Below are 23746 nucleotides of genomic sequence, written 5' to 3'. Positions count from 1 at the left end.
CGGGGTGTAAGCCTCGCGTGCGTCGCTCACGCTGGTGCTCCCTTGCAGGTGGATGGGGCATCGGCTCTGCGGACCGCGCTGTCCGACGCGACCAGCATAGGTGTGGGCCCTGCCGGGGCACCTCTGGCGGCCGTATGCCGGACACCGCGGCGCGGCCCCGGGCGAGGGGGCGAGGACGGCAGGGGGACAGCCCTACCGACGGCGGGCCGGGGCTTCCGTAGGCTGGCCCCATGAGCATGGCGACGCCCGGGGTGGGCGCGGGGGACGTGGCGGGGCTGTGGCCCCGGCGGCGCAGCATGTGGTTCGACCTGGGGGTGGCGCTGGCGGCGGCGACGGAGTGCGCGTCCAGCGCGGCGAACTTCGTCCGCAACCAGGGGTTCGGCCCGGCGTGGATGGTCGGCGTCGGGGTGTTCGGGGTGCTGGCCAGCCTGACGCTGGTGGTGCGGCGGCGCTGGCCGCTGGTGCCGGTGGTCGCGGCGCTGGCGACCATTCCGTTGCAGGCCGGGTACCTGCTGCTGATGGTGGGTCTGTACACACTCGGCGCGTACCGGCCGGAGGGGGCGGCCCGGCGGTTCGCGGAGCGGCGGGCGATGACGCTGCTGTGCGTGGTGGCGATCCTGGAGACGGCGCTGGTGTCGTCGCTGACCATCGGCACCCAGCAGGCGGCGGCGCTGCGCAGCGGGTTCCCGGAGTACGTGCTGTTGCTGCTGTCGGTGCTGGTGGCGGTGGGGATCACGGTCGCGCCGACGATGCTGGGCCTGTACGTGGGGGCGCGGCGGCGGCTGATGGAGGCGCTGCGGGAGCGGGCGGAGGGGCTGGAGACGGAGTTGGCGCTGCTGGCCGAGCAGGCGAGCGAGCGGGCGCGGCGGGCGCAGACGGAGGAGCGGGCGCGGATCGCCCGGGAGATGCACGACGTGGTGGCGCACCGGGTGAGCCTGATGGTGGTGCATGCGGGCGCGTTGGAGCGGGTGGTGGAGCGGGATCCGGTCCGGGCGGCGGAGAGCGCGAAGCTGATGGGGGACATCGGCCGGCAGGCGCTGGACGAGCTGCGGCAGATCCTGGGGGTGCTGCGGACGGTGGAGTCGGCGCCGGTGAGCGGTCAGGAGGCGGCGGCGGTGCTGGCGGTGCCGACGTCGGACGCGCCGGGGCTGGCGGACATCCCGCGGCTGGTGGACGAGTCGCGGGCGGCCGGGCTGGGGGTGCGGTTGACGGTCGGCGGGGCGCGGCGGGGGCTGAGCGCGGAGACGGAGCGGACGGCGTACCGGGTGGTGCAGGAGGCGCTGACCAATGTGCTGAAGCATGCGCCGGGGGCGGACGCGGAGGTGGTGGTGGCGTACGTCCCGGGCGGGGTGGCGCTGGCGGTGTCCAACGCCTGCCCGACGGAGGCGGGGGCGGAGGCCGTCGGCGGCGGGGCCGGACGGGCGCTGCCGAGCGGCGGGAACGGCCTGGTGGGGATGCGCGAGCGGGTGACCGGGCTGGGCGGGACGTTCACGGCGGGGCCGACGGAGGCGGGCGGCTTCCGTGTCGAGGCCCGGCTGCGGGGCGCGCGGTGACGCGGGGGCGGGGGCGGTGACGGGCGGCGCGGTGACGGGCGGCGCGGTGACGGGCGGCGCGGTGACGGGTGACGCGGTGAAGCGCGGGTGCGCGGGGTGCGGGCAGCCGGTGACGGGCGGCGCGGTGACGGGCGGTGCGGGCATGGCTGGGCGGTGGGGTGCCGTGGCGGGGCGGGGTGCTGTGGCGGTACTACCGTAGGGGGACCGCTGTGCCAGTCCTCCCGGAGGCCCGTTCCGTGCAGATCGTTCTCGACCCCGCCTCGCAGGTTCCGCCGTACGAGCAGATCAGGGCGCAGATCGCCGAGTCGGCGCGGAGCGGCGCCGCGCCGGTGGGGATGCGGCTGCCGACGGTGCGGCGGCTGGCCGAGGAGCTGGGGCTGGCGGTGAACACCGTCGCCAAGGCGTACCGGGAGCTGGAGTCGGCCGGGGTGGTGGAGACCCGGGGGCGGCACGGCACGGTCGTCGCGGCCTCCGGCGACTCCTCGCGCCGGGCCGCCGCGCGGGCCGCGGCCGAGTACGCGCGGCTGGTGCGCGGGCTGGGCGTGCCGCCGCAGGAGGCCCGGGCGGTGGTGGAGGCGGCGCTGCGGGACGCCTACGGCGAGGGCTGACGGCGTCCGGGTGCCGCCCGGCGCCGGACCTGCCGGGGCCGGGCGGCAGGCCGGGCCTGCCGGACGCCTGCCGGGAACGGTCGCGGGCCGGGCCTGCCGGGAGCGGCTAGAGCGCGTCGGCGACGAACTGCAGCCGTTCCGGTGTGGTGCCCACGATCAGGGTGGTCAGCGCGCGGTCCATGGTCTGGCCCAGGAACCATTCGCCGGTGTGGTCCAGGCTGTAGACCCGGCCCAGCGCGTCGATGGCCAGCAGGGCCTGGCCGTCGCGCTCCTCGCCGAGGGGGGCGAGCGGCAGGTCCAGGGCGCGGCCGAGGTCGGCCAGGGTGCGCGGCTGGTGCAGCCCGGCCATGGGGTCGATGGTGAACGGCGTCCGGGCCTGGTCGCGGCCGGCGCCCTCCAGATCGACCGTCAGCCCGCCGAACTCCGCCCAGGCCTCGACGGCGGCGGGGAAGACGGAGTGCCGGTGGCCCTCCGGGGAGCTGTGGTTGATCAGGGCGTCCGCCCACTGCTCGGCGCGGGGCAGCTGGCGGCGGCCGGGGAACCAGCCGGCCTTGGTGAGGACCGATGCTGCGTCGGCGGGGAATCTGACGTCCACGGTGATCCGTTCTGGGTAGTGCGGGGTGCGGCCTCGGCGCGGGTTCAGGCGGAGGCGGGGGCGGAGCCGAGGGCGACGGACTGCACCCCGTAGTGGGCCAGCAGCGGCGCGCAGGAGCGGCAGGGCGGCTGGTGGGTGCCGTGCGCCGGGTCTCCCTCCTCGCGGATGCGGACGGTCGTCATCCGGGCCCCGCGCAGCGACTTGCGGGCGTCGCCCTCGGTGAAGGGCTTGCGCGCGGCGCGCTTGGAGCGGCCTTCCTCGGCGGCGGTGAAGAACTGCGACAGCAGCACGGCCTCCGGACAGCGCCCGGTGAACCGTTCGCGCTGCGCGTCCGGCAGGGCGTCCAGGAACTCGGACACCAGCGGGTGCAGCGGGGGCGGCGGCCCGGTCTTCTCGCCGACGCAGGTGTGGGTGCCGCTGCGCACCGACAGGGCGGCCGCCACGATCGGCATGAGGCTGTCCCGGCGCTGGCGCAGCAGGGGTGCCGCGGCCGCCGGTCGGTGCTCGCCGGTATCCACGTCCATGGGTCCTCCGTGTCCTTGCGCACGGCGGAGCAGGGATACTTGCCGCGCGGCAGCCCCCGTGGGTGAGGGTCGCTCACCGCTGCTGCAGGGTGCCAGCCTGCCAAATGCCCACAGGGATGCGGAAGTCGGGGTGCCGGTGCGGCCCTGCGGAGAATCCGGAGATCCACCGGGCCCGGTCAGCCCCTAGTCTTGGACCGGCAGACAGTTCCAGCAGGGGGCAATCTCGATGACGACAGGTCGGCCCAACGCGGCCTACGCCGGGCAGGTCGTGCACTTCCCCGATCCCGTGCGCGCCGCCAGGTATCCGGGCGGCGTGCGTGTGGACGGTCAGGGGCATCCGGACTTCGGCCCGTACGCGCGGGCGGCGGCCGAGGTGGCCGATCCGCCGCAGGGCTTCGGGGTGGACGAGCTGCGGCTCACCGACTACGTCTCGGCCAATGCCGCGCTGCACGCCCAGGGGCACGAGCTGTGGGCGGGCCTGGAGTCGCCGGTGGCGACCCCGGCGGGCTGGACCTGGCACCACTCGGTGCGCCCGGCGCAGCCCGGCAGCCGCCGGATGGAGTTGATACCGGTCGAGGTGAAGTCGCTGCTGCGGCACCACGGCGGCCTGGCCGTGTCCACCGCGGACCACGGCAAGCGCGGCACCCGTCCGTTGCAGGAGCGGCGGCCGGTGCACTTCGCGCTGGACCCGCTGGAGCCGCAGCCGTCCGGGGCGGAGCCGGACGGGCCGGTCCAGGCCGCGGGGGTGGACGAGACGCGGATGCAGGCGGCGGAGGAGGGGCTGGGCTACAGCCTGCCCGGGCCGTACCGGACATTCCTCAAGGCGGCCGGGGGCCGCGCGCCCCAGGGCATGGCCCTCGACACCGAGCTGGGCGTCCTGGTCGACCAGCCGTTCCTCACCCTGCGTCAGGAGCGCGGCGTCGACGACCTGGTGTACGTCAACAAGTGCCTGCGCGACCACCTGACCAAGGACTACCTCGGGGTGGCCTACGTCCAGGGCGGTCTGATCGCGCTGAAGGTGAAGGGCGCGTCGATCGGCACGGTGTGGTTCCTGCCCTACGACGACGCCCGGGACGACGGCGATCCGGGGCTGACGCCGCAGCAGCGCTGCGAGCGGCTGCTGCTGCCGTGCGGCGACGACTTCGACGGGTTCCTGCTGCGGCTGGCGGGCAGCCCGCCCGAGCTGCAGACGGTGGCACAGCTGATGGTGGACGGCGGCTTCGCCCGCGCCGTCCCGGTGGAGGGGTGAGCCGGGCGTGGTGACCTATGCGGAGGCGCAGCAGCGCGCCGAGGAGTGGATCAACGAGGGTGTGCCCTCGTACCAGCGCCGCGAGGTGCGGGTGCGGGAGTTCGACCTGGGCTTCGTGGCCTGGGCGGTGGACCGCGCGGGCGGCCCCTCGTCGGACGGCGGTGCGGTGCGGCTGGTGATCTCCCGGGACGGCGGGGCGGTCACGCTGTGGCCCGCGCTGCCCGTCAACGATGTGGTGCGCCGCTACGAGGAGGCGTACGGGCGTCCGGTGGGGGCGACCCCGACCAGGACCCCGGCGCCGCCGGACGCGGAGCTGGCGGAGGCGACGTCCTTCCTGCTGAGCCCGCCGCAGTGGCTGCGCGAGGCGGGGGCCGCGGCGATCGCCGCGGAGGCCGCCGGGCTGCCGCTGGGCGCCGGCGCGGGCCGGGAGCCGCACGGCGCTGGCGCGGGGCCGGAGCCGCACGGCGCTGGCGCGGGTCCGGAGGCGCACCGGCAGGCGGTCGAGGAGCCGTCGCTGCTGGTGGCTCCGCCGGTGTCGGACGGCCCGCCGGGGGACGTGCCGACGATGCTGGCCCCGCCCGACGCCCCAGCGGGCCGCGCCCCGGGCGGCCCCGGCGGTCCGGGCGTTCAGGGCGGCCCGGGCGTTCCTGGCATTCAGGGCGGCCCCGGCGTCCCCGGTGTTCCGGGCGGCCAGGGCGGCCCGGGCGGCCCGGGCGGCCCGGTGGACGGCGAGCGTCGGCCGCCGGTGTACGCGCCGCCGTCGGCGCAGTCGGCCTACCTGCCGCCGCAGCCGCCGCAGTCGTCGGTGACGCCGCCGCCCGCCCCGCCCCGCGCGCCCGAGGCGCAGGCCCCGCAGCCGCAGCAGGCTCCGCCGCACACACCGCAGCCGCCGTACGTACCGCAGCCGCCGTACGTACCGCAGCAGGCGCAGGCCCCGCAGCAGGCGCACGCCCCGCAGCCGGGTCGGTCGCCGCAGTCTGTCGGGGGGCCGGGGACGCCCCCGCCCCCGCCGCCCGGGTTCATCCCGGTGCAGCCCGGCGGGGCCGGGCTGGACCATGCGCCGACGATGCTGGCGCAGCCGGGCAGCCTGCCGCCGGTCCCGCCCGGCGCGCCCGCGCCGGTGTCCGCGCATGCGCCCGCGCCTGCCGTCCGTCCGGCCGGGCCGGGGGCGCCGCCTCCGCCTCCGCCGGGGCTGCTGGCCGATCCGGGGCCGTCCGGGGCCGCGTCCCCGGGGCCCGTGTCCTCGGGGCATGCCGGTCCGGGCATGCCTCCGCCGCCGCCCCCGCCGGGGCTGCTGCCGCAGACGCCGGCCTCCGGCGTCCCGGCGGGGGACAGCTACGTCCCGACGCAGTTCGCGCCCGCGCTGGACGGCCGGGCCGGTTCCGGCGCGGTGCCCCCGCCGCCGCCCGCCCCGCCGACGGCGGGCCCGCAGGCGCAGCCGTCGCCGGGGACGCCTCCGCCCGGGGTGCCCGCGGTCGGGCCGGGCTACCTGGCGGTGCTGCGCTACCGAGGCCCGGACGGTTCGGAGCAGCAGATCATCCAGCGGTCCGCGCTGGGCATGCCGCACCCGGAGTGGCAGATCCTGCAGGAGGTCCGGCGGCTGAACGTGCCGCCGGAGCAGGTGCTGGAGCTGCACACCGAGCTGGAGAGCTGCGACCTCCCGGCGGGCTACTGCCGGCGGATGGTGCAGGAGGCGTGGCCCAACGTGCGGGTGAGCAGCATCGCCCCGTACGGGCTGGACCAGGCGGCCCGGCAGCGCGGCGTCCAGCACCTGCTGGAGCACCACACGGAGCTGCACACGCACGCGTCCGGGCCGGCGCCGCAGCGCTCGCAGCGGGTGCCGCTGCCCGCCCAGGGCTCGGTGCCGCCCTCGCCGCCGCTGGCGCCGCAGGCGCTGGCGGACGAGCTGGCACAGGCGTTCGGCGCGCAGAACGTGTTCCGGCACGAGTCGCAGGCGGTCTCCCGGCAGGGCGTGCCCGAGGCCGTCTCGACGGCGCTGATCTGGGCCGGGGTGCCGCTGGAGTTCGGTCCGTTCTTCTGGGCGCAGTCGCAGCCGGGGCGTCCGATGCCGACCCTGGCGGAGCTGGCGGCCGAGCGCGGCATCGCGGCCGGGCCGGACGCGGGCACCTACCTGGTGCTGGGCAACGACTACGGTCGCCAGCTGTGCGTGCAGTACGGCACGGCGGCGATCGTGGCGGTGGATCTGGGGACGCCCGCGCACCCGGCCGGTCCGGAGGCGCAGCGGCCGCGTTTCGTCAACACCGGCCTGCCGGAGTTCATCCGCTGCATGGCGGCGCTGGGACGGCTGTGGCGGTTCCGCTTCGGGCTGACGCCGGAGCAGGCCGCGCGCTGGACGGTGGACCTGCAGACGGAGCTGCTGGCGCTGGACCCGGCGGCGCTGGCCACACCGGAGACCTGGTGGTCGGTGGTGCTGGAGCAGCTGTGGGACGGCCTGTTCTGAGCACGGCTTGTTCTGGGCGCTGGGTGTCGGTCCTCCGGGGTAGGCGATGAGTCTGTGCACAATTGATCAGATACTGATCATTTGCGCACCTGATTCATTCATCGGATGAGAGGACCAGCCCCATGAGCGACGCCGTCTCTCCGCACGGCTTCACCGTCGCCCGCCGCGGCTATGCGATCCCCCAGGTCGAACAGGCCCTGGACGGAATCACCGCCGAGCGGGACCGGGCCTGGCAGCGGCTGGCCGATCTCGGCCGGCTCGCCCGCGGGCTGGAGCAGGAGCTGGACGACGCGCTCCGGGCAGCGGCCCAGGCCGGGCCGCCCGACTTCGCGGAGCTGGGCGAGCGCGCCGTCCGGCTGCTGGACCTCGCCGAGGAGGAGGCCCGGGCGGTGCGCACCGGGGCCGAGGAGCAGGCCGGGCAGCTGGACGCCCAGGCCCGCGCCGACGCCGCCGCGCTCGCCGTCGACACCCGCAGCTACGCGACCCGGGTGACCACCGGGGCGGACGAGGCCGCCCGCCGGGAGCTGGCCTGGGCCCGCAGCGAGGCCGACGCGGAGCTGGCCGAGGCCCGGCGCGAGGCCCGCGCCCAGGCCGAGGCCGCCGAGGCCGACGCCGAGGAGGTCCGGGGCCGGGCCGCGGCCGCCGCGCACGACTCAAAGACCTCGCTGGCGGCCCGGCAGCTCGCCGCCGACCGGGAACAGGACGCGCTGGAGGCCGACGCCACCGCCGTGCTGGAGACGGCCGCCGCCGCGGTGGAGCGCCGCCTGGCCGACGCGGAGCGCTACCGCAAGGCCATGCTGGCACAGGCCGCGGACATCGAGGCCGAGGCCGCCACCCAGGCCGAGCGGCTGATCGGGGCCGCCCACCGGGAGGCCGCCCGGATCGCCGACGCCTCGGTCCGCGAGGAGGAGGTCTTCGCCGAGCACCGCGCCGAGCTGCGGGCCCACCTCGACCACATCCGGCAGACCCTGACCGCCCTGGTCGGCGTGGCCCCGACCGCCCCCGACCCGGACGCCGACGCCGACGCCGACACCGCCACCGTCGCCGTCGCCGGTGCCGATGACGGCGGGCCAGGCCCCGGCGCCGGTGCGCAGGCAGATGCGCCCGCGCCCGCCGACCGCGCCCCCGCCGCCCAGGGCCCGGGAACGGCCCGGGCCGGGCACGACGCCACAGGCGCCGCCGGGCTGCCCGGCCGCGCCGGGCGCGCGCTGGGGGCGTCGCCGCTGTCGGCGGGGCCCGCGCCGTTCCCCGGCTCACCGGGCGCCCGGGGCCAGGCCGGGCCGGTCGGTTCCGGGCCGGGCAGCAGTGCGGCCCGTCCCCAGGCTGTGGACAGCGCTGTGTCCGACAGCGCTGTGTCCGACAGCGTCGTGTCCGAAGAGGCGTAACCGGCGTAACGGCCGGGCGGCGCCCCCGGCCGGGGGCGTACGCTGGAGGCCCCCCGGCTGCCGCGCAGACGGGGTGCTGCGCGTTGCCCCCGGCTGAGAGAAGTCCATGAGCCTGACCGGCCTGCTTGACGTTGTCGCGTCCGACCCGGCCCTTGCCGAGGCGGCGCAGTCCGCGCTTGCCGGGGACCGCCGCCACCTCGACCTGGTCGGCCCGCCCGCCGCCCGGCCCTTCGCCGTGGCGGCGCTCGCCCGCACCCTCGCCGACGCCGCCCGGGACAGCCGCGGCCGGCTGGTGCTGGCGGTCACCGCCACCGGCCGCGAGGCCGAGGACCTGGCGGCCGCCCTGGGCTCGCTGCTGCCGCCCGACTCCGTGGCCGAGTTCCCCGCCTGGGAGACCCTGCCGCACGAGCGGCTGTCGCCCCGCTCCGACACGGTCGGCCGACGGCTGGCGGTGCTGCGCCGGATCGTCCACCCGCGCGCCGACGACCCGGCCGCCGGGCCGCTGCAGGTCGTCGTGGCGCCCATCCGCAGCGTGCTCCAGCCGCAGGTCAAGGGCCTGGCGGAGCTGGTGCCGGTGAGCCTGGCGGTGCGCCAGGAGGTGGATCTGGAGGATCTGGTCCGCCGCCTGTCCGCAGCCGCCTACCAGCGGGTCGAGCTGGTCGAGAAGCGCGGCGAGTTCGCCGTGCGCGGCGGCATCCTGGACGTCTTCCCGCCGACCGAGGAGCACCCGCTGCGGGTGGAGTTCTGGGGCGACGAGGTCGAGGAGATCCGCTACTTCAAGGTCGCCGACCAGCGCTCGCTGGAGGTCGCCCAGCACGGCCTGTGGGCGCCGCCCTGCCGTGAGCTGCTGCTCACCGACGAGGTGACCGGCCGCGCCGCCGAGCTCGCTGCCCAGCACCCGGAGCTGGCGGACATCCTGGACCGGATCGCCCAGGGCATCGCCGTCGAGGGCATGGAGTCGCTCGCCCCGGTGCTGGTGGACGACATGGAACTGCTGGTGGACGTGCTGCCGCAGGGCAGCGTCACGGTCGTCTGCGACCCGGAGCGGGTCCGCACCCGAGCCGCCGACCTGGTCGCCACCAGCGAGGAGTTCCTGCACGCCTCCTGGGTGGCGGCGGCCTCCGGCGGGGACCGCCCGCTGGACGTCGGCGCCGCCTCGCTGTGGTCCATCGCCGACGTCCGGGCGCACGCCGCCGAGATCGGCCTGCCCTGGTGGTCGGTCAGCCCGTTCGCGGCCGACGACGAGGTGCTGACCGGGCCGGACGTGCTGCACCTGGGGATGCACCCGGCCGAGGCGTACCGGGGCGACACCGCCCGGGCCATCGCCGACGCCAAGGGCCGGCTGGCCGAGGGCTGGCGGGTGGTGCTGGTCACCGAGGGCCACGGGCCCGCGTCCAGGATCGCCGAGATGCTCTCCAACGAGGGCATCGGCACCCGGCTGACCCCCGACCTGACCGAGCCGCCCACCCGGGACGTGGTGCACGTCGCCTGCGGCTCCATCGAGTTCGGGCTGGTCGCCGAGGGCCTCAAGCTGATGGTGGTCACCGAGACCGACCTGGCCGGGCAGAAGTCCTCCACCAAGGACATGCGGCGGATGCCCTCGCGCCGCCGCAACGGCATCGACCCGCTGGCGCTCCAGTCGGGGGACTACGTGGTGCACGAGGCGCACGGCGTGGGCCGCTACGTCGAGATGGTCCAGCGCACGGTGCAGGGCGCGACCCGCGAGTACCTGGTGCTGGAGTACGCCCCGGCCAAGAAGGGCCAGCCCGGCGACCGGCTGTTCGTCCCCACCGACCAGCTGGAGCAGGTCACCAAGTACGTCGGCGGCGAGGCCCCGTCGCTGCACCGCCTGGGCGGCGCCGACTGGACCAAGACCAAGTCGCGGGCCAAGAAGGCCGTCAAGGAGATCGCCGGGGACCTGATCCGGCTGTACTCGGCGCGGATGGCCGCCCCCGGGCACGCCTTCGGCGCGGACACCCCCTGGCAGCGCGAGCTGGAGGACGCCTTCCCCTACGCGGAGACGCCGGACCAGCTCACCACCATCGCCGAGGTCAAGGAGGACATGGAGAAGTCCGTCCCGATGGACCGGCTGATCTGCGGCGACGTCGGCTACGGCAAGACCGAGATCGCGGTGCGGGCGGCCTTCAAGGCGGTGCAGGACGGCAAGCAGGTGGCCGTGCTGGTGCCGACGACGCTGCTGGTCCAGCAGCACTTCTCGACCTTCGCCGAGCGCTACAGCAACTTCCCGGTGGTGGTGAAGGCGCTGTCCCGGTTCCAGACCGACTCCGAGGCCAAGGCCGTGCTGGAGGGCCTGCGCGACGGCAGCGTGGACATCGTCATCGGCACCCACCGGCTGTTCTCCTCGGAGACCCGGTTCAAGGACCTCGGCCTGGTCATCGTGGACGAGGAGCAGCGCTTCGGCGTCGAGCACAAGGAGCAGCTGAAGAAGCTGCGCGCCAACGTGGACGTGCTGACCATGTCCGCCACGCCGATCCCGCGCACCCTGGAGATGGCGGTCACCGGCATCCGCGAGATGTCCACCATCACCACCCCGCCCGAGGAGCGGCACCCGGTGCTGACCTTCGTCGGCGCGTACGACGAGAAGCAGATCTCCGCGGCGATCCGGCGCGAGCTGCTGCGCGAGGGCCAGGTCTTCTACATCCACAACCGGGTCGAGTCGATCGACAAGGCGGCGGCCAAGCTGAAGGAGCTGGTCCCGGAGGCCCGGATCGCCACCGCGCACGGCCAGATGGGCGAGACCGCGCTGGAGAAGGTCGTGGTCGACTTCTGGGAGAAGGAGTTCGACGTCCTGGTCTCCACCACGATCGTGGAGTCCGGCATCGACATCTCCAACGCCAACACGCTGATCGTGGAGCGCGGCGACACCTTCGGCCTGTCCCAGCTGCACCAGCTGCGCGGCCGGGTCGGGCGCGGGCGCGAGCGCGGCTACGCCTACATGCTGTACCCGCCGGAGAAGCCGCTGACCGAGACCGCGCACGAGCGGCTGGCGACCATCGCCCAGCACACCGAGATGGGCGCGGGCATGTACGTGGCCATGAAGGACCTGGAGATCCGCGGCGCGGGCAACCTGCTCGGCGGCGAGCAGTCCGGGCACATCGCCGGGGTCGGCTTCGACCTGTACATCCGGATGGTCGGCGAGGCCGTCGCCGAGTACCGGGACAACGTGGACGGCGCCGGCGAGCCGGAGGAGGAGCCGCTGGACGTCAAGATCGAGCTGCCGGTCGACGCGCACCTGCCGCACGACTACGCGCCCGGCGAGCGGCTGCGGCTCCAGGCGTACCGCTCGATCGCGGCGGTCAACTCCGAGGAGGACATCGCGGCGGTCCGCGCCGAGCTGACCGACCGCTACGGCAAGCTGCCCGAGCCGGTGGAGAACCTGCTGCTGGTGGCCGGTCTGCGGCTGTTCGCGCGGCGCTGCGGCATCGGCGACATCACCCTGCAGGGCCAGAACATCCGCTTCGGCCCGGTGGAGCTGCGGGAGTCGCAGGAGCTGCGGCTGCAGCGGCTCTACCCGCGCAGCCAGGTGAAGGCGTCCACCCGGCTGCTGCTGGTGCCCCGGCCCGGCACCGGCCGGATCGGCGGCAAGCCGGTGGTGGGCCGCGAGCTGCTGGCGTGGTGCGCGGAGTTCCTGAGCGCGATCTTCGACGAGCTGGCGACGGCGGCGCCGCGCTGACGCGGGGTGGGCGCTGACGCGGGTGGGCGCTGACGTGCGGTGACGGGTTCCGCCGCCGGGGCGGATAGGCTCGACGTATGCTCTTCGGACTCGTCATGGCGCTCGCCGCCGCACTGTTCTTCGGCGTCGCCATGGTCCTGCAGGCCCTCGGCGCGCAGCGGCACTCGCCCGCCGCCGACGGCTCGGGCCTGCTCGGCACCGTCCGGGCCATGGTCAATCTGCCCTTCGCGGCCGGGCTGCTGCTGGACGGCCTGGGCTTCGTCGCCCAGCTGATCGCGCTGCGCTCGCTGCCGCTGTACGTGGTGCAGGCCGCGCTGGCGGGCGCGCTGGCGGTGACGGCGGTGCTGGGCGCGGCGATGCTGAAGATCCGGCTCGGCCGCGCCGAGTGGCTGGGCGTGGCCGGGGTCTGCGTCGGCCTGGCCGTCCTCGGCGCGACCGCCGGGGCGGAGGGCCACCGGCAGCCGTCCACGGCGTTCCACTGGATGCTGCTGGCGGCGGTGGCGGTGATCGCGGCGGTCGGCGGCTTCGTCTGGCGGCTGCGCGAGCCGCTGCGCGCGGCGGTCATGGGCGCCCTGTGCGGCCTGGGCTTCGGCGTGGTCGGCCTGGCGGTGCGGGTGCTGCCGGCGGTGCACGGTATGGACCTGGTGCCGCTGCTGACCGATCCGGCCACGTACGCGCTGCTGGCGGGCGGCGCGGTGTCCTTCGTGTTCATGACCGAGGGTGTGCGCGGCGGCAAGGTGACCACCGCGACCGCGGCGATGGTGCTCGGCGAGACGGCGCTGCCGGCCGTGCTCGGGGTGGTGCTGCTGGGCGACCGCACCCGGCCCGGGATGGTCCCGCTGGCGATCGCCGGCTTCGCGGTGGCGGTGGCGGGCGCCCTGGCGCTGGCCCGCTTCGGCGAGGTCACCCCGGTTCCGGAGGCCGCCGCTGCGGACGAGCCCACCCGGGTCGGCTGACCCGCCGCCGCCGACCTGGTGACAGTGGTGCTCCGGCGCGCCTATTCTCCCTCTCGGACAGGTGATCAGACGTATCGTCAGTCGCATGCGTGCCCTGTGCCCGCAGCGCCGTCACTGCCAGGAGGCCCTGTGAACCGCCGTCGTCGCCGTACCGCCGTTGCCGCCCTCGCCGCGTGCGCGGCCGCGGCCCTGACCGGGTGCTCGGCGGGGAGTGAGCACCCCGGCGCCGCCGCCGTGGTGGGCGGCCACCGGATCGCCGTGGCGACGCTGCAGGCGGACGTCACGGCCTACCAGACGGCGCTGGCCCAGGACCCGACCGCCCAGCAGGGCTCGGCGGTCTCCGGGCAGACGCTGCAGCTGCTGGTGCTGGCGCAGGTGGTGCAGCAGACGCTGGCCGCGCAGGGGCTGCCCGCGGTGACCGAGGGCCAGGTGCAGCAGGCGGAGGCGGCCGACGCGGCGCAGGCGGGCGGCGCGCGGGCGCTGTCGCAGGACTTCGTCCAGCAGCTGTCGCTGGCGCCGTCGGCGATGGACACGTACTACCGGATGCGCGCGGGCGAGCTGGAGCTGCTCCAGCACGCGGGCGTGGACCCGACCGCCAGTGACGCCGGGACGCAGCTGCAGAAGATCGTCTCGGCCGCCGCCGACCGGCTCGGGGTCACCGTCAACCCGCGCTACGGGGTCTGGAGCGACCAGAAGCTGACCCTGGCCGCGCCGTCGGAGCCCTGGCTGCGGGCGTAACGCGGGGCGTAGCGCCGAGCGCGGTGCGGACGGCGCGGCGGTGCGGCGCGGCGGTGCGGCGCGGCGGTGCGGCGCGGCGGTGTGGCGCGGCGGTGTGGCGCGCCTGCGCGGGAATCGATGCGGCGAAATGGACAATATGGGTCAAATCGCCCCACGAGATATCCTCAGGCAAAGGTCGCGCCCATGGAGACTGCCGGTTCCCGCCGCCCGCTGCGCACCCCCGCGCTGCTCGCCCTCGCGGCTGCGCTGCTCGCCGCGTCGGCCGGGTGCAGCAGCGGCTCCTCCTCGGCGTCCTCCCGCTCGTCCACGGACGCCGGCAGCGGGACGCCCGCGCCCGCGCCGAGCGTCAGCAGTGACCTGCAGACGCAGTACGAGAACACGGTCGCCGGGGTGCTGCCCTCGGTGGTGCAGATCACCGCGGGCGACAGCCTGGGCTCCGGCATCGTCTACGACAGCAAGGGCGACATCGTCACCAATGCCCATGTCGTCGGCAGTGCCACCAGCTTCCAGGTGACGCTGGCCGACAGCTCCTCGACGCTGGCGGCGACGCTGGTCTACTCGTACCCCACCAACGACCTCGCGGTGATCAAGCTGACCAGCCCGCCCTCCGGGCTGAAGCCGGCGGTCTTCGCCGACAGCGGCAAGGTCGCCGTCGGGCAGATCGTGCTGGCGATGGGCAATCCGCTGGGCCTGTCCAGCAGCGTCACCCAAGGCATCGTCTCGGCCGTCGGGCGGACCGTCTCCGAGCCGCGCGGCGAGGACTCGCCGGGGGCGACCATCCCCAACATGGTGCAGACCTCGGCCGCGATCAACCCCGGCAACAGCGGCGGCGCGCTGGTCAACCTGTCCAACCAGGTGGTCGGCATCAACACGCTGGCCGCCGGCGACTCCAACGAGAGCGGCGGCCAGGCCCCCGGCATCGGCTTCGCCATCCCCGCCTCGACCGTCACCGACCTGGCCAACCAGATGATCAAGGACGGCAAGGTCGTCGACTCCGGCCGGGCCGCGCTCGGGATCACCACCCGCACACTGCTCGCCGACAGCTCCGGCTCCGGCTCGGAGACCGGCGCGGGCGTGGTCGGGGTCACCTCCGGCGGCCCGGCGGCCAAGGCCGGCATCCAGCCCGGGGACGTGATCACCAAGCTGGGCGGCACCGCCATCACCAGCTCCTCGCAGCTCAGCCAGGTGCTGGCGACCATGCAGCCGGGGCAGAAGGTCCCGGTCGGCTACGTCCGGGGCGGTTCGACCAGGAGCACCACGGTCACCCTCGGCACGCTCTGACCGCGACCGGCCCGCCGCAGCACCCGCACCGACCGGGCCCGCCGCGTCCGCACCCGGTGCGGTGACGCCGCTCCCGCAAGCTGTTTCCCCACCGCCCGGCGCCCGTTCTGCCTGTCCGCCGCCGGGCGACCCGAGCCCCGCCGCCCGCACCCCGGGCGGCGGGGCGCCTCCCTGAGCCGGGGCCGTCCGCACTCCTGACGCACCGTCAGATCGGCGGTAGCCTGGCCGACATGGACAGCTTCCCGTGGATCATCTCGGTGGACGACCACACCGTCGAACCGCCGAACGTCTGGCAGGACCGCCTGCCCAAGAAGTTCCTCGCCGCCGGGCCCCGGATCGTCCGCGCCCCGCTCGCCGACATGACCTTCGTCGGCGGCCGGTTCGCCCCGGTCATGGGGGAGCCCGGCAGCGCCGGAACCATCGCCGACTGGTGGGTCTACGAGGACCTGCACCGGCCGCTGACCAGGCTCGACACCGCCGTGGGCTATCCGCGCGAGGAGGTCCGGCTGGAGGCCATCACCTACCAGCAGATGCGGCCCGGGTCGTTCTCCGTGCCCGAGCGGCTGGCCGACATGGACACCAACCACGTCCAGTCCGCGCTGTGCTTCCCGACCTTCCCGCGCTTCTGCGGCCAGACCTTCACCGAGGCCGCCGACCGCGAGCTGGGGCTGCTGTGCGTGCGCGCCTACAACGACTGGATGGTCGAGGAGTGGTGCGGCCCGCAGGCGCGGGGCCGGATGATCCCGCTGGCCATCGTCCCGCTGTGGGACGCCGAACTGGCCGCCGCCGAGGTGCGCCGCAACGCCGACCGGGGCGTGCGCGCGGTGTGCTTCAGCGAGATACCCCCGCACCTGGGGCTGCCGAGCATCCACACCACCGCCTGGGATCCGTTCCTGCGGGCCTGCCAGGAGACCGGCACGGTCATCGCCATGCACATCGGCTCCTCCTCGCGGATGCCCTCCACCTCGGCCGACGCGCCCCCGGCCGTCGGCTCCACCATCACCTTCGCCAACTGCTGCTTCTCCATGGTCGACTGGCTGATGAGCGGCGTCTTCGACCGCTTCCCGGGCGTGCGGATCATGTACGCCGAGGGCCAGATCGGCTGGATCCCCTACATCCTCGCCCGCGCCGACGTGGTGTGGGAGGAGAACGCCGCCTGGGGAGGCGTCGCCGACAAGGTGCTCACCCGCCCCAGCGAACTGTTCGCCCGGCACATCTACGGCTGCTTCTTCGACGACCCGCACGGCGTGCGCAACCTCGACGCCATCGGCGCCGGCAACGTCCTGTACGAGACCGACTACCCGCACTCCGACTCCACCTGGCCCCGCAGCCGCGAGGTCGCCGAGTCGCAGATGGGGCACCTGGAGCCGGACATCATCGAGCAGTTGGTGCGCGGCAACGCCGTCCGGCTGCTCGACCTCACCCCGGAGGGGCTCTGGAAGGGGTACGCCGACCATGCCTGACGCAACGTCACCAAGCCTCCTGCAGTACGGTATCCAGCTGCCGGTGCAGTCGCAGAGCACCCTCTACCGGGAGCCCTGGGAGACCACCGCCGGACCGGACGAGCTGGCCCGCGCCGCCCGCGCCGCCGACCGCCTCGGCTACGCCTACATCGCCTGCTGCGACCACGTCGCCATCCCCGCCCGGCTGGCCGACGCCATGGGCACCACCTGGTACGACCCGGTCTCCACGCTCGGCTGGCTGGCCGCGCTCACCACCCGCACCCTGCTGCTCTCCCACGTCGCGGTGGCCCCGCTGCGGCACCCGCTGCTCTCCGCCAAGCAGTACGCCACGCTGGACCTGCTCAGCGGCGGACGGCTGCTGCTGGGCGTGGGCGCCGGACACGTCCCGGAGGAGTTCGAGGCACTGGGCGTCGACTTCCACCAGCGCGGACCCGTCCTGGACGAGACCCTCACCGCCCTGTCGGCGGCGCTCACGGACGAGTACCCGAGCCACCCCGGGCCGCGCTTCCCCTTCTCCGGGCTGGCCGTCAGCCCGCGCCCGGCGCAGCGCCCGCGCCCACCGATCTGGGTCGGCGGCTCCTCCCCGCGCGCGGTCCGGCGGGCCGCACTGCTGGGCGAGGGCTGGCTCTCCCAGGGCGACAGCCTCGAACAACTGCCCGCGCAGCTGGGCCTGATCGCCTCCGTCCGCGAACAGGCGGGCCGCAGCGGGCCGTTCGCCGTCAACGCCATCCCCCCGGCGCTCTACGTCGGCGAGCCCGGCTGGGAGACCGGCCGCCGCGCGCTCACCGGCAAGCCCGAGCGGCTCGCCGCATCCCTGCGCCGCTACGCCTCCCTGGGCGTCACCCATCTGCAACTCCGGCCCCGCAGCCGCAGCCTGGACGAGTACCTGGACCAGCTCGAAGCCGTCGCCACCGACGTGCTGCCGCTGGTCTGACCGCACCGCCCCGCCCCCGTAGCCCGGACAAGAGGAGCCCGCCATGCCGAAACTCGACGGCCGCACCATCCTGGTCACCGGAGCCGCCCGGGGCCAGGGCGAGCAGGAGGCGCGACTGTTCGCCGCCGAGGGCGCGCAGGTGATCGCCGCCGACATCCTGGACGACCGGGGCGAGGCCCTGGCCAAGGAGCTCGGCCAGCTCCACGGCCCGGGCCGGGTGCGCTACCAGCACCTGGACGTGGGCGACGAGGACGACTGGGCGGCGGCCGTCGAGGCCGCCCACACCGCCTACGGCAAGCTCGACGGCCTGGTCAACAACGCCGGAATCCTGCGCCTCAACGAGCTGGTGAGCACCCCGCTGGAGGAGTTCCAGCTGGTGGTGCGGGTCAACCAGACCGGCTGCTTCCTCGGCATGCGCGCGGCCGCCCCGGCGATCGAGGCGGCCGGCGGCGGCACCATCGTCAACACCGCCTCGTACACGGCGCAGACCGGGATGGCGCTGCTCACCTCGTACGCGGCGACCAAGGGCGCGATCCTCAGCATGACCAGGGTGGCGGCGCTGGAGCTGGCGGCCAAGGGCATCCGGGTCAACGCGATCTGCCCGGGAGCGGTGGACACCCCGATGGCCGACCCCGCCAACGCCCTGCCCGGCGGCGCGCAGGAACGGGCGCGGCCGACCGACCCGGCCGAGGCGGCGGCGCTGGCCCGCGCGGTGGCGGGGCTGTACGCGAAGGCCGTGCCGCTCGGGCGGATCGGCCGGCCGGAGGAGATCGCCCGGCTGGCGCTGTTCCTGAGCAGCGCGGACTCCTCGTACATCACCGGTCAGCCGATCGTGGTGGACGGCGGCTGGCTGGCCGGCGTCTCCATCGGCTGATACGAGTGCAGAGCAGCCTATCTGACGGTGCATCAGCTATTGACGGGCCTGCGGGCCGGTGCCAGAGTCGGCCTATCTGATGGACCGTCAGATAACGTCGGAGCCGACAGGACGGTGGAACGATGGAGTTCGGAGTCTTCATCCAGGGCTACGTGCCCAGGAGCCGCTCGCAGGCCGATCCGCAGGCCGAACACCACGCCCTGATGGAGGAGATGGACTACGTCGTCCAGGCCGACCGCGCGGGCTTCAAGTACGCCTGGGTCACCGAGCACCACTTCCTGGAGGAGTACTCCCACCTCTCCGCCAACGACGTGGTCATCGGCTACCTCACCCACGCCACCCAGCGGATCCACCTCGGCTCGGGCATCTTCAACCCGCTCGCCAAGGTCAACCACCCGGTCAAGGTCGCCGAGCGGGTCGCCATGCTCGACCACCTCTCCGGCGGGCGCTTCGAGTTCGGCAGCGGGCGCGGCGCCGGGAGCCACGAGATCCTCGGCTTCATGCCCGAACTCACCGACATGAACGGCACCAAGGAGATCTGGGAGGAGACCATCGGGGAGTTTCCCAAGATGTGGCTCCAGGACGAGTACCAGGGCTTCCAGGGCAAGCACTGGTCGCTGCCGCCCCGCAAGATCCTGCCCAAGCCGTACGGCGGCGCGCACCCCGCCATGTGGTACGCCGCGGGCAGCCCCTCCTCCTACGAGATGGCCGCCCGCAAGGGCCTCGGCGTGCTGGGCTTCAGCGTGCAGAAGGTCTCCGACATGGAGTGGGTGGTCAACTCCTACAAGAACGCCGTCCGCGACGCCGAGCCGGTGGGCGCGTTCGTCAACGACAACGTCATGGTCACCTCCACCGCCATCTGCGCCGAGACCAGCCGCGAGGCCCGCCGGATCGCCGTCGACGGCGGCCTCAACTACCTGCAGTCGCTGCTGTTCCGCTACCACGACACCTTCCCCCGCCCGGAGGGGATACCGGTCTGGCCGGAGCTGCTGCCCGAGTACAGCGAGGAGCTGATCGACCTGCTGGTGCAGGAGGAGCTGATGATCTGCGGCGACCCGGACGAGGTGCTGCGCCAGTGCAAGCGCTGGGAGTCGGCCGGCGCCGACCAGCTCGTCTTCGGGCTCCCCATCGGCATCCCGCCGGAGGCCACCGCCGACACCATCCGGCTCATCGGCGAACACGTCATCCCCAAGATCGACACCGACCCGGTGCACCGCACCACCCGGTTCCGCCAGCAGGCCCGCTAGCGGCCACCACCGTACGGAGGGACCATGCTCGACCACCTCATCCGCGGCGCGACCCTGGTGGACGGCACCGGCGCGCCCTCCCGCAGCGCCGACGTGGGCATCCGCGCCGGGCGGATCGCCCTGGTCACCGGCGCCGGGCAGTGCCGCGAGGACGCCGCCACCCGTGAGGACGCCGACGGCCTGGTCCTCACCCCCGGCTTCGTCGACCCGCACACCCACTACGACGCCCAGCTGTTCTGGGATCCGTACGCCACCCCCTCGCTGGGCCACGGCGTCACCACTGTGGCGGGCGGGAACTGCGGCTTCACCCTGGCGCCGCTCAACCCCGCCCGCCCGCAGGACGCCGACTACACCCGCCGGATGATGTGCAGGGTCGAGGGCATGTCGCTGGCCGCCCTGGAGGAGGGCGTCCCCTGGGGCTGGTCCACGTTCGGCGAGTACCTGGCCGCGCTCGACGGCCGCATCGCCGTCAATGCGGGCTTCATGGTCGGGCACTGCGCGCTGCGCCGCCACACCATGGGCCCCGACGCCGTCGGCGGCAGCCCCACCGAGGCGCAACTCGACGCCATGGTCGCCCTGGTGAAGCAGTGCATGGCGGAGGGCGCCTGGGGCCTGTCCACCACCCAGTCCTCCACCCATGCCGACGGCGACGGCCGGCCGGTCGCCTCCCGGCACGCCTCCCGCGAGGAGCTGATCGCGCTCAGCCGGGCCGTGGGCGAACACCCCGGCACGCAGATCGAAGCCATCGTGGCCGGCTGCCTCGACCAGTTCGCGGACGAGGAGATCGACCTGCTGGTCGACATGTCCGCCGCCGCCGGACGCGCGCTGAACTGGAATGTCCTCACCGTCGACGCCGCCGTGCCCGCCCGGGTGCCGCGCCAGCTGCTGGCGTCCGAACGCGCCCGCGCCGCCGGGGGCCGCATCGTCGCGCTCACCATGCCCATCCTCACCCCGATGAACATGAGCCTCGGCACCTTCTGCGCGCTCAACCTCATCCCCGGCTGGGGCGAGATCCTCGGCCTGCCCGTCCCCGAGCGCATCGCCAGGCTCGCCGACCCCGCCGTCCGCGCCGAGATGCTGCGCCGCGCGGGCAGCCCCGAGGCCGGGGTGTTCCGGCGGCTCGCCGACTTCGGCCGGTACGTCATCGGCGACACCTACACGGCCGCCAACGACGGGCTCTCCGGCCGGGTCGTCCACGACATCGCCGCCGAACGCGGCCAGGACCCGTTCACCGCCCTGGTCGAGATCTGCTCCGCCGACGGCCTGCGGACCGTGCTGTGGCCGATGCCCACCGACAACGACCCCGCCAGCTGGGAGCTGCGCCGCGAGACCTGGGCCCACCCGGACGTCCTGCTCGGCGGCTCGGACGCCGGAGCCCACCTGGACCGGATGTGCGGCGCCCCCTACACCACCCGCTTCCTCGGCGACTGCCTGCGCCGCCGCCGGCTGCTGCCGCTGGAACAGGCCGTCCGGATGCTCACCGCCGACCCGGCCGGGCTGTTCGGGCTGCGCGACCGCGGCACCGTCGCCGTCGGCAACCACGCCGACCTGGTGCTGTTCGACCCCGAGCGGATCGACGCCGGACCGGCCACCCTGGTGCACGACCTGCCCGGCGACAGCCCCCGGCTGGACTCCCGGGCCGAGGGCGTGGTCAGCGTCCGGGTCAACGGGGTGGAGACGGTCCGCGACGACAGGCTGACCGGCGCCGTGCCCGGCCGGGTGCTGCGCTCGGGCCGCGACACCCGCTCCGTCCCGACCCGCTGAACGGACGCTCCGGCGCTCGGGTCCGGCGTTCGGGGCGCTCGGGGCGGTCGGTGCTTCAGCCCGCGAGCAGGCCGCGCACCATCGCCCGCTGGATGCCCGCCACCCCGCGCAGCACCAGCGGGGTGAGCAACAGCAGGAGCAGCCCCAGCGCGCAGCAGCCGGCGATCTCCGGGACCGAGCCCAGGTAGTGCGTGTGGTCGCCGTTCTCGTACAGCTCGATCCCCGGCCGGTGCTCATAGGTCGGGAACACCCACTGCCACAGCGGGTAGGTGACCGCCACCAGCGCCACCGACCAGAGCGTGACCGCCAGCGTGAACGAGGCGATGCCCAGCGGCAGCATCAGCACGGCGTACAGCGCCGCCCGCCACCCCGCCGCGCTGCGCAGCGTCGCGCCCATCCAGGCCACCGGCCCCGGACGGTCCGCGCGCGGCGGCGCGGGCGCGGGCACCGCCAGGTCCAGCAGCGCGGCGGCCCGGGCCCGCTCCATGGCCGCGAAGCCCCGGCAGCCGGCCAGGGTGCAGGCCAGCAGCGGCAGCCCGACGAAGGTCACCGCCGTCCCGAGGCCGCCCGCCAGCAGCGTCACCACGGCGCTGAAGGCGACCACCCCCACCGGCAGGTTGACCACGGCCTGCAGCGTCTCCCGCCAGGTGCGGGCGGAGAACGGGGCCAGCCAGAAGACCGGCCGGGGCGAGCCCGCGCCCTTCACGGCACCCGCACCGGTCTCCCGCGGCCACCCCGTGCTGTCCAGCGTGCTGCTCATCGTCCCCTGCTCTCCTCGAACCCGTGCCGTGCCGTGCGGCGCTGTGTCGTGCCCGGCTCGGTGTGCTGCTGTCTGCCTCCAGCCTGTCGTCCGCCGGGCCGGAAAGCCCTGGTGCCGGTGGCCGTCCCGACCGGGGGTTAACCCCACCCGGCAGGCGCCACCGGCGCCCGGCCTGCCGCCGCCCGCCGCCGCCCGGCCTGCCGGTGCCCCGGGCGGACGCGAGCGGCGGCGGCGTCCGCGCGGCCTCCGCCGCCCGAACGCCGCCGCCACGGCCCGCCTACCGCCCCCGGCAGGCCCCTAGGCCCGGGGGACCGCGCCCCGGGTGCGCCACGGCAGCTCCACCGACACCACCGTCGGCCCGCCGACCGGGCTGTCCACCACGAACACGCCGTCCACCGCCCTGATCCGGTCCGCCAGCCCGGCCAGGCCGCCGCCGGGCCGCTCCAGCGCGCCGCCCCGGCCGTCGTCCCGCACCTGCAGCATCAGCGTCTCCCCGGACCGCCAGGCGTCGACGGTCGCGGTGCGGGCGTCCGCGTGCTTGGAGACATTGGTGAGCAGCTCGCTGACGGTGAAGTAGGCGATGCCCTCCACCGCCGGGTCCGGCCGCGAGGCTCGGTCCGGGCCGCTGGGCAGGTCCGCGTTGACGCGCACGCCGCCCGGCACCGTGCACCGGCTCGCCACCGACGACAGTGCGGCGTCCAGCCCCCGGTCGGTGAGCACCGCCGGGTGGATGCCCCGGGCCAGGTCGCGCAGCTCCTGGAGGGCCAGCTTCACCTCGCCGTGCGCGTCGGCGACCATCTTCGCGGCCGTCTCCGGATCCTCCGCCAGCTTCTCCTTGGCCAGACCGAGGTCCATGGCCAGGGCGACCAGCCGGGCCTGCGCGCCGTCGTGCAGATCGCGCTCGATCCGGCGCAGGTCGGCGGCGGCCGAGTCGACGACCGTGCCCCGGTCGTCCTCCAGTTCCCGCACCCGCTCGGTCAACGGCGTCGGGGCCAGCAGCGAGCCGGCCAGCAGCCGGTCCACCGTCGACAGGCCCCGGACCAGCCACGGCAGCACCGGCCACAGCACGCACAACCCGACCAGCGTCAGCGTGAAGGTGAAGATCCCCCACGGCAGTTTGATCACCAGGTAGAGCGCGGTGCGCCAGGCCAGGCCGTCGGAGAGCACGGCCAGGACCCGCCGCCAGACCGTCGTCTCCCGGGGCCCGGACACCAGCGGCGGCGGCTCGGCGACGTCGAGGTCCAGCAGCGTCCTGGCCAGCCCGCGCTCCACCACCCCGAAGCTCCTGACCAGGAGCAACGCACCGGCCATGATCCAGATCCCGACGAAGGTCACCAGCGTCCCCACCCCCAGGGCCAGCCCGGTGACGGTGAGCACGAAGCCGACGACGCCCAGCGGCAGGCCCAGCAGCAGATAGCCGACCTCACGCCACATGGTCCGGTTGAAGGCGGGGCGTCCCCGGGTCGGGGCGGTGTCGTGTGCCATGGGGTCCATCCTCGGGTACGCGGTTCGGCCGGGGACACGGGCTTCCGGTCCGTGCCCCAAGCCTCGCCGCGGGGGCCGCCGTTGGCGATGGGGTGGATCGGCCTCCCGTTCCGGGGGATAACCCCACCCCCGGCGCGCCCGGCCGCGCCGGTCTCACCACGGGCGGGTCGGACGT

The 23746-nt window shown here is 75.0% G+C and carries 18 protein-coding genes; 14 read left to right on the top strand and 4 right to left on the bottom strand.

Annotated features, from left to right (window positions below):
• Positions 1–230 precede the first annotated feature (230 nt).
• Both GXW83_RS30630 and GXW83_RS30625 read left to right on the top strand, forming a co-directional pair.
• The gene (locus GXW83_RS30630) at positions 231–1553 is read left to right on the top strand and encodes a sensor histidine kinase (RefSeq protein ID WP_182446266.1); all 1323 of its coding nucleotides are present in this window, start codon (positions 231–233) and stop codon (positions 1551–1553) included.
• Between the two features lie 236 nt (positions 1554–1789).
• Positions 1790–2161, top strand: a complete 372-nt coding sequence (locus GXW83_RS30625; RefSeq protein WP_225447344.1) for a GntR family transcriptional regulator — start codon at positions 1790–1792, stop codon at positions 2159–2161.
• Between the two features lie 106 nt (positions 2162–2267).
• On the opposite strand, the gene GXW83_RS30620 is transcribed toward GXW83_RS30625, so the two are convergent.
• A complete protein-coding gene (locus GXW83_RS30620) occupies positions 2268–2756 on the bottom strand; it encodes an SUKH-3 domain-containing protein (protein ID WP_370466808.1) in 489 nt (162 codons plus the stop codon).
• Between the two features lie 44 nt (positions 2757–2800).
• A complete protein-coding gene (locus tag GXW83_RS30615; RefSeq protein ID WP_182446264.1) occupies positions 2801–3280 on the bottom strand; it encodes a YwqJ-related putative deaminase in 480 nt (159 codons plus the stop codon).
• A gap of 226 nt (positions 3281–3506) precedes the next feature.
• Between GXW83_RS30615 and GXW83_RS30610 the strand changes: the two genes are divergently transcribed.
• The 12 genes from GXW83_RS30610 to GXW83_RS30555 all read left to right on the top strand — a co-directional run bounded on the left by GXW83_RS30610 (position 3507) and on the right by GXW83_RS30555 (position 21326).
• Positions 3507–4529: an HNH endonuclease gene (locus tag GXW83_RS30610; RefSeq protein ID WP_182446263.1), complete on the top strand. Its 1023-nt coding sequence runs from the start codon at positions 3507–3509 to the stop codon at positions 4527–4529.
• 7 nt (positions 4530–4536) lie between these two features.
• The gene (locus GXW83_RS30605; protein WP_182446262.1) at positions 4537–6990 is read left to right on the top strand and encodes an SUKH-4 family immunity protein; all 2454 of its coding nucleotides are present in this window, start codon (positions 4537–4539) and stop codon (positions 6988–6990) included.
• Between the two features lie 122 nt (positions 6991–7112).
• The gene (locus GXW83_RS30600) at positions 7113–8375 is read left to right on the top strand and encodes a hypothetical protein (RefSeq protein ID WP_182446261.1); all 1263 of its coding nucleotides are present in this window, start codon (positions 7113–7115) and stop codon (positions 8373–8375) included.
• A 106-nt stretch (positions 8376–8481) separates the two neighbouring features.
• The gene (mfd, locus tag GXW83_RS30595; RefSeq protein WP_182446260.1) at positions 8482–12069 is read left to right on the top strand and encodes a transcription-repair coupling factor; all 3588 of its coding nucleotides are present in this window, start codon (positions 8482–8484) and stop codon (positions 12067–12069) included.
• A 77-nt stretch (positions 12070–12146) separates the two neighbouring features.
• Positions 12147–13025: a hypothetical protein gene (locus tag GXW83_RS30590; protein WP_182446259.1), complete on the top strand. Its 879-nt coding sequence runs from the start codon at positions 12147–12149 to the stop codon at positions 13023–13025.
• A 129-nt stretch (positions 13026–13154) separates the two neighbouring features.
• Entirely contained in the window at positions 13155–13763 is a 609-nt protein-coding gene (locus tag GXW83_RS30585) for a hypothetical protein (RefSeq protein WP_182446258.1), read from the top strand.
• A 183-nt stretch (positions 13764–13946) separates the two neighbouring features.
• Positions 13947–15044 (top strand): S1C family serine protease, encoded by a 1098-nt coding sequence (locus GXW83_RS30580; RefSeq protein WP_182446257.1) that lies wholly within the window; start codon positions 13947–13949, stop codon positions 15042–15044.
• A 230-nt stretch (positions 15045–15274) separates the two neighbouring features.
• Complete coding sequence (locus GXW83_RS30575; protein ID WP_182446256.1) at positions 15275–16507, top strand: amidohydrolase family protein; 1233 nt, start codon at positions 15275–15277, stop codon at positions 16505–16507.
• Complete coding sequence (locus tag GXW83_RS30570; protein ID WP_182446255.1) at positions 16500–17441, top strand: TIGR03619 family F420-dependent LLM class oxidoreductase; 942 nt, start codon at positions 16500–16502, stop codon at positions 17439–17441. The genes GXW83_RS30575 and GXW83_RS30570 overlap by 8 nt, the downstream gene beginning before the upstream one ends.
• A gap of 43 nt (positions 17442–17484) precedes the next feature.
• A complete protein-coding gene (locus GXW83_RS30565) occupies positions 17485–18315 on the top strand; it encodes an SDR family NAD(P)-dependent oxidoreductase (protein ID WP_182446254.1) in 831 nt (276 codons plus the stop codon).
• A 122-nt stretch (positions 18316–18437) separates the two neighbouring features.
• The gene (locus tag GXW83_RS30560; RefSeq protein ID WP_182446253.1) at positions 18438–19562 is read left to right on the top strand and encodes an LLM class flavin-dependent oxidoreductase; all 1125 of its coding nucleotides are present in this window, start codon (positions 18438–18440) and stop codon (positions 19560–19562) included.
• Between the two features lie 24 nt (positions 19563–19586).
• Positions 19587–21326, top strand: a complete 1740-nt coding sequence (locus tag GXW83_RS30555) for an amidohydrolase family protein (protein WP_182446252.1) — start codon at positions 19587–19589, stop codon at positions 21324–21326.
• A 55-nt stretch (positions 21327–21381) separates the two neighbouring features.
• Here GXW83_RS30555 and GXW83_RS30550 read toward each other — a convergent pair whose 3' ends face one another.
• Complete coding sequence (locus GXW83_RS30550; protein ID WP_182446251.1) at positions 21382–22086, bottom strand: sensor domain-containing protein; 705 nt, start codon at positions 22084–22086, stop codon at positions 21382–21384.
• Between the two features lie 297 nt (positions 22087–22383).
• A complete protein-coding gene (locus tag GXW83_RS30545) occupies positions 22384–23571 on the bottom strand; it encodes a sensor histidine kinase (RefSeq protein ID WP_182446250.1) in 1188 nt (395 codons plus the stop codon).
• Positions 23572–23746 lie beyond the last annotated feature (175 nt).

This window comes from Streptacidiphilus sp. PB12-B1b, from assembly GCF_014084125.1.
GTDB lineage: Bacteria > Actinomycetota > Actinomycetes > Streptomycetales > Streptomycetaceae > Streptacidiphilus.
This window is presented reverse-complemented; position numbering and strand designations above follow the sequence as displayed.